At 53.2% G+C, this 6,857-nt stretch carries 5 protein-coding genes and 1 riboswitch; of the genes, 3 read left to right on the top strand and 2 right to left on the bottom strand.

Going from position 1 to position 6,857, the window contains the following annotated elements; genetic code table 11:
- Positions 1-69: 69 nt before the first annotated feature.
- Positions 70-192: riboswitch (molybdenum cofactor riboswitch) on the bottom strand.
- A 204-nt stretch (positions 193-396) separates the two neighbouring features.
- The 3 genes from B3W37_RS06745 to B3W37_RS06735 all read left to right on the top strand — a co-directional run bounded on the left by B3W37_RS06745 (position 397) and on the right by B3W37_RS06735 (position 4,554).
- Positions 397-615 (top strand): hypothetical protein, encoded by a 219-nt coding sequence (locus tag B3W37_RS06745; protein WP_481039662.1) that lies wholly within the window; start codon positions 397-399, stop codon positions 613-615.
- A gap of 30 nt (positions 616-645) precedes the next feature.
- Positions 646-1,485, top strand: a complete 840-nt coding sequence (locus tag B3W37_RS06740; RefSeq protein WP_483171704.1) for an amino acid kinase family protein — start codon at positions 646-648, stop codon at positions 1,483-1,485.
- A 255-nt stretch (positions 1,486-1,740) separates the two neighbouring features.
- On the top strand, positions 1,741-4,554 hold the full coding sequence (locus tag B3W37_RS06735) for an ATP-binding protein (protein WP_483175152.1): 2,814 nt from the start codon (positions 1,741-1,743) through the stop codon (positions 4,552-4,554).
- 82 nt (positions 4,555-4,636) lie between these two features.
- Here B3W37_RS06735 and asnS read toward each other — a convergent pair whose 3' ends face one another.
- Both asnS and B3W37_RS06725 read right to left on the bottom strand, forming a co-directional pair.
- Positions 4,637-6,031, bottom strand: a complete 1,395-nt coding sequence (gene asnS, locus B3W37_RS06730) for an asparagine--tRNA ligase (RefSeq protein ID WP_483175151.1) — start codon at positions 6,029-6,031, stop codon at positions 4,637-4,639.
- A gap of 232 nt (positions 6,032-6,263) precedes the next feature.
- The coding region (locus B3W37_RS06725; RefSeq protein ID WP_483175150.1) for a KamA family radical SAM protein at positions 6,264-6,857 on the bottom strand (594 nt) is incomplete at its 5' end.

The following is a 6,857-nucleotide window of genomic DNA, read 5'->3' as shown; positions in this document are numbered from 1 at the left end:
ATAGGTATGTATGCAGTTTCAGCCGAAACATAAAGCCGAACCCGCAAATAAAGCAGATTCGGCTCTTAAGTCAGACCCAGTTACTCTCCTTTCCAAATGCGGGAGGCGCAGTCGTTTCCATCTGCACCCATCGTCCTGCCCTCCATACTCACCATCAGCTGCAGGTGGTCAGGATCGGAGAAAATATTCAATGTTATACTAACTTTCGGCAAAGGAAGACTTTTTCCTGCTATTTTTCCAAATTTTCCGTTTATACGCCATAGTGGCAAACATGTATAATCCCAATCTTATTTATGGAAGGTAATGGGTTCTGACTTACTGTGAAAATGTGGTTAAATAACCCAACATTCGCTTATACTTAACCTAGGACAAACTTGAAAGAAAGGATGGGGTTTTATGTCAAAAGGGAAAATTTTTGTGCGCGAACGCCGCAAGGTCCAAGAGGGCGAGAAGAAGCCCCGTTTTGTTGTGGTTGGTGTAGCTGGAATGGATTTGAGGCTGCATGCCAAGCACATCCGGCGCATGGAACTCGAGCAGATGGCCGCAGCATTGGGTGCTGAGATAATCTATCTGGAATCCGGCAAGGATGAAGAAGCAGACATCGATGAAGATTAGTAATAAAACTGGGGAAAGGCGGATTAGGCTGTGGCACTGATACGGGAAAGAGACAGTAAGAGACTGCACGTCAAAAGCAAATTAATGGGTGAGTCCCTGGTCAGCAAGAGCTTTTTGCAGGGTCTGGAGCAGAAGGAGCAATTCCGGGCCCTGCCGCAGGTGAGTGTAATAAAAATCGGCGGGCAAAGCATCACTGACATGGGCGCCAAAGCGGTGTTGCCCATCCTGCAGGAAATTGTGGCCAACGCGCCTGAACACAAGATGATTATATCCACCGGCGGCGGCACCCGCTCCCGCCATGTCTATTCCATCGCCATGGAATTGGGCATGCCCACCGGGGTTATAGCCAAACTGGGGCAGAGCGTCTCCGAGCAAAACGCCCTGATGCTCTCCACCCTCTTGATGCCTCATGGAGGAATAAAGGTCGGGCACGACGATATACCCAAACTGGCGGCTTATTTCTCGCAGGGATGCATCCCCGTCATTCACGGCATGCCCCCTTACGGATACTGGGAGCACCTCCCTGCCCAAGGCAGTCTGCCCCCCAACCGCACCGATGTAGGGGCTTACCTGCTTTCCGAGGTGATCGGCGCCCGACAGTGCATCTATATCAAAGATGTTGACGGCCTCTATGAGGATAACCCCAAATTATACCCTGAGGCGAAATTTATCCCCCGTATCGGCGCCCGGGAATTACAGGCCATGAAACTGGATGACCTGGTGGTGGAGTGGACGGTTTTGGATATGCTGACCCGCTCGCGCAGCGTCAAAGAAATACATATTGTCAATGGCCTGAAACCCGGCAATATAACCCGGGCTTTGAAAGGCGAACATGTAGGCACTATCATTTACAACGACGAAGAGAACTAGTGCTGTCACATACCTTAAATCCCGGCTTTCTTCTCCATGCCGCCACATTATGGTATAATGAAATATGATTTCGAACTAGGGCTTTGTCCACCTTGGTAAAGTGTGGTCTTTCCATCCCGGCATCGTGGTGGAAAGACCTTTTTGTTGAGGTTTTGACTGTTGAAGAGTCCCGTTCCGATAAAAACTCAGGGTTTTCTGGGGTTCTATTCTAAATAGGCCCTACTTATTCAAGCTTTGTAGAAACGGGGAGGGTGAATGATGAAACCTTTGATTCAGGTTTGCGGAGATCCTACAGTAGACTGGTTCCGCATACATAATGAAGATATTACCGTGCGCGGCGGGGTTTATTACTGGCAGCGCCACAAAGAAGATGACCGGGTGCGGCTCAGTTCGCAGCCGGGGGGTTTTGCCCTGGTACGACAGGTTCTGAAGGCCATGATCCCGGAGCAAATCGCGGCTGTGGAAGGCGCCCCCTTGGCTGAGAACCTGCTCAACCGTCCCAAAGACCGGCAGGTCACCACCTCCTGGACCTTGTGGAAAGAATTTTTCAATTCATCCGGCCATCGCAGCGCTTATCGCCTTTGGAAATGGCATGAATTTGAGCCGGCTAAATGGGATTATCAGACTGCCCGGCTTCAGGGCAACCCGGACCTGCTGTTGATTCAAGACAGCGGCCTGGGGTTTCGTCATTGTGAAGAAGGCTGGCCTGAAGCACTGAGCCTGGAGAGCCAAAACAGCGGCCTGCTTCCGGCACAGTTGATTATCAAGCTGGGTCAATATTATGATGGTCAGGCCAATCCCCTGCTGAATCGCATCGCGGAACTAGGCTTGGAGGACCGCACCATCATTCTCAGCTCATTAAGCGACCTGCGCGCCTGTGCGGTTAAGGTCAGCATTTCCCTTTCCTGGGAAAAAGTCCTGGAGGAAGTGGTCGGTGCGGTTCTAAGCCCTCACGGACCTTTTCTGGATGCCGACCGGAGCACCATCAAATACCAGCAGGTAATAGTCCCCATCGGTTTGAGCGGGGCGGTCGTGGTGGGACGGGATTACCATACCCTGATCTTTGACCGCAATGGACAAGAAGGTCACTTTGCCGCACTGTATCCCGGACAAATCATTGGCGATAATACCTGCATCCTAGGAGCCCTGGCCGCTAGCTGGGCCGCAAATACGGCGGCGACAGACTGGATAAAGGCCTCCCGGTTGGGAATTGAACTGGCCCGTCTGCTGCAAATCGAAGGTTATGAAGTGGTAGAGCGGGAGCAGCATAAGCATCTGCAATTTCCCTATCAAACCATCGCTTCCGCTTTCCGGGAGCTGAGCCGCGACCGCTTTGGCAGCATGGGGCAGCCGCATTGGTCCGCGATATCAGACCTGGGGGTGTTTGTGGATGAAGCCCGCTCCGCTTTATTAAAACCGGGACGCTGGACGATACTGGAAGATGACCTGTTAATAAATTACAACCCGGGCTGTTCAAAGGATACCGAATGCATCGGCTCCGTGCACGATTGTGCCAAAAACGTGGTGGTTTACGGCCCCCAACAGGCCCTGCAAGGTGTTCCTGTGGAAATCATCGGGGGCTGGAGCAGTGCCGACCGGCAGGAAATAGAAGGGGTGCGCGGGGTGAATAATGCCATGCGCGAATACTGCCAGCTCAAGAACCCGGAAACCCCGCTTTGCGTAGCGGTGTTTGGCCCGCCCGGTTCGGGCAAATCCTTTGTCATTAAAGAAATCGCCCGCGGGCTGGGTATTGATGAAAAGGCGCAGCTAACCTTCAACCTGTCGCAATTCGACTCCCCCGCCGAGCTGCAGAACGCCTTCCATCAGGTGCGCGATTTAAATCTCAAGGGGAAAATGCCCCTGGTCTTCTGGGATGAATTTGACACTCCCTGCGAAGGCCTTCCCCTGGGATGGCTGCGCTATTTTCTGGCTCCCATGCAGGACGGTGAATTCACTTATGAAGGCTTATCACATCCCCTGGGGGGCGGCATTTTTGTCTTTGCCGGGGCAACCCGCCATTCCTTTGAAGAATTTCGCTCCGGAGACAACGCTGAGGATAGAGCCGCCAAAAAACCGGATTTCATCAGCCGTTTAAGGGCTTTCATCAATATCAAAGGCATCAACGGCAATCCCAATTCGGTAGAAGACCGCCTCTATGTCATCCGCCGGGCCTTTATCCTTCGCCAGTACCTGGAGACCAACGCCGCTCATCTCAAGATAAACGGGCAGTTTGAAATCGAGCCAAGTGTGCTGGATGCCTTTTTACTGGTTAGCCGTTACTGGCACGGAGCGCGCTCCCTGGAGAATCTGCTCAAGATGAGCAGCCTGGCGGACAAGCGCAAGTACGAGTTATCCAGCCTGCCCCCTGATCATATTGTGGAAATGCATGTCAATATGAAGGAGTTCAACGATCTCACCAAACTTGGCCGCCGTGAGCTGCTGCGCATAGGCATTACCGGGCATGTTAACCTGGATCCCGAGGAGATCGGCATTCTCAGCCGGTCTATCGACAGGGTGATCGCTTTCATAGAAAGGCAATTCCCGGCCCATTATCTGACCGTATTTTCTCCCCTGGCAGCCGGGGCTGACCGCCTGGTAGCAGGTGCGCTGCTAAAAGATGAAGCGGCCCGCCTCATCGCGGTACTCCCCTTTTCTATGCAGAGATATTTGGAAACTTTCGGCGCTAGCGAAGATTACCGCCATGATCCGGCCGGGGCCGAGCTGCGCAGCGAGTATGAGTACTGGATCAACAACCGGGCTATAGAAGTGATAGAGATGCCGCCAACTCCGACCCGGCGTCTTGCCTACCTCAAAGCGGGGCAGTTTATCGCCGAGCATAGCAATGTTATCATCGTGGTCTGGGATGGCAACCGCCAGAAATATTCCTCGGTAACCGCCCAAGTGGTGGCCAGGGCAGAAGCACTTAAGATTCCTATTTGTCACATCTGGGCGCAAAATTATCGCTCAGAATCCTGCCAGGCCAATATCAAGCCCCGGCACGGAGAGATCCGCTACAAGAATTTTCCCGGGCAGCCCCCGGACATGTGGACCAGTATCGCGGCTGAATAAAGACTATACCGCGGAGACGGGGTTGACAATGGGTCCGTTCTTATTTGCAGCCTAGGAAAATCCCGTCCCCGTGACATTTTGCTTAGAATTTGCAGGAGCGGACGGTGCGGGGGAAAGGAATGACATCGCGGATATTGGCGACCCCGGTGAGGTACATGATGAGCCGTTCGAAGCCCAGGCCGAAGCCGGCGTGTTTGACCCCGCCGTATTTGCGCAGATCCAGGTACCACCACAGTTCCCGGGGATCCATGTTAAGCGCTTCCATGCGCCGGGCCAAAAAGTCTTCGCGCTCTTCCCTCTGGCTGCCGCCGATCAATTCCCCCACCCCGGGGACCAGAAGATCCATAGCCGCCACGGTCTTGCCGTCATCATTTTGGCGCATATAGAAGGCCTTGATATCTTTGGGGTAGCCGGTTACAAATACCGGTTTGTTAAACACCTTTTCGGTCAGATAGCGCTCGTGCTCGGTCTGCAGGTCATGTCCCCAGGCCACCGGATAGTCAAATTTCTGCCCCGCTTTGGTCAAAAGATTTACCGCTTCAGTGTAACTTACCCGGGCGAACTGCTGGTTTAATAGTCCCAAAAGCCGCTCCTCCAGCTCCTTATCAACGAATTGATAGCAGAACTGCATCTCGTCAGGAGCATTCTCCAGTATGAAGCCGATGACATATTTCACCATGGCTTCAGCCAGGCGCATATCATCGCTCAGATCGGCGAAGGCCATCTCCGGCTCGATCATCCAGAACTCAGCGGCATGTCTGGCGGTGTTGGAGTTCTCAGCCCGGAAGGTGGGGCCGAAAGTATAAACATCGTGAAAGGCCAGGGCGAAAGCCTCGGCTTCTAACTGCCCGCTGACGGTGAGGCTGGTTTTGCGGGCGAAGAAATCCTGACTGAAATCCACCTCCCCGGATTCAGTGAGCGGCGGTTTTGAAGCCGGCAGGGTGCTTACCCTGAACATCTCTCCGGCGCCTTCAGCATCACTGGCGGTTATGATGGGGGTGTGTACGTAGACAAAACCGCGTTTCTGGAAAAACTCGTGAATGGCATATGCGGCCAGGGAGCGGATACGGAAAACCGCCGCAAACAGGTTGGTACGGGGTCGCAGGTGAGCCATCTCGCGCAGGAACTCCCGGGTGTGGCGTTTGGGCTGTATGGGATAGTCCTCGGGGGCATCGCCTTCCAGAACCACTTCATGGGCCTTTATTTCGAAAGGCTGTTTGGCCTGTGGAGTCAACACCATGATTCCACGGGCGGTAACCGCGCAGCCGGCCCGAATTCGGGCCACGGCATCAAAATTGGCCGAAGCGTCCTTTTCGTAAACCACCTGAACGGTATTGAAATGGGTGCCGTCATGCAGGGCGATAAAGCCAAAGTTCTTTTGACTGCGGTTGCTGCGCACCCATCCGCTGACCTCCACTTCCTGACCGGCCAGCCTCTCGGTCTCCCGCATCAGCTGTCTGATGATCACTTTCTCCATGGCATTAACCCCCTGTATCAATATAGACTGGAATGACATTTCCATTTATCCTTTATTATGACTTATCTCCTGGATTTTAAAACCCCCAAAAGGCAGACGCGGTAACGGCCCGGGCAAAATGACCGGCAGGGTCTGCCTCACAATACCAAACCCTCATAATGCCGCAGTTAGAGTCAGGAAAACGGCCTGCGCTAAGCTGCGCAGGCCGTTTTCAGCTTATTAATCAGCTGTTTCAGGCTTTTTTGTTGGAGATCTCTACGATATTGCCTTCCCAGGTCATCAATACCGCTTTGTCAGCGTCCATATGCATGATGTGGTTGGGCATAAGCGGGATTTTGCCCAGGCCGCCCGGGGCGTTGACTATATAGGTAGGCACCGCCATACCGGAGGTATGCCCGCGCAGTGAGGCAATGATGTCCATGCCCTCCTGGATGGTGGTCTGAAAATGCCTGGTGCCCTTGACGTCTTTGGCATGGAAGATGTAATAAGGTCTAACCCGGATCTTAAGCAACTTATGGTTTAGCCTGCGCATAATATAGGGTCTGTCATTGATGCCGCGCAACAGTACGGCCTGGTTGCCCAGAATAGCCCCGGCCTCGGCCAATCGGTCGCAGGCCTGTTTGGATTCCGGGGTGATTTCCAGAGGGTGATTGAACTGAGTATTAATATAAATAGGCGGATACTTACGGATAATATCACAGAGTTCCGGAGTAATGCGCTGCGGCAGAGTAACCGGAGTTCTGGTTCCGATACGGATGATTTCCACATGAGGCAGATGATAGAGTTTGTTCAACAGCATATCAAGCATGCGGTCGCTCAGCAAGAG

Source organism: Syntrophomonas sp. UBA5494 (assembly GCF_002426325.1).
This window is presented reverse-complemented; position numbering and strand designations above follow the sequence as displayed.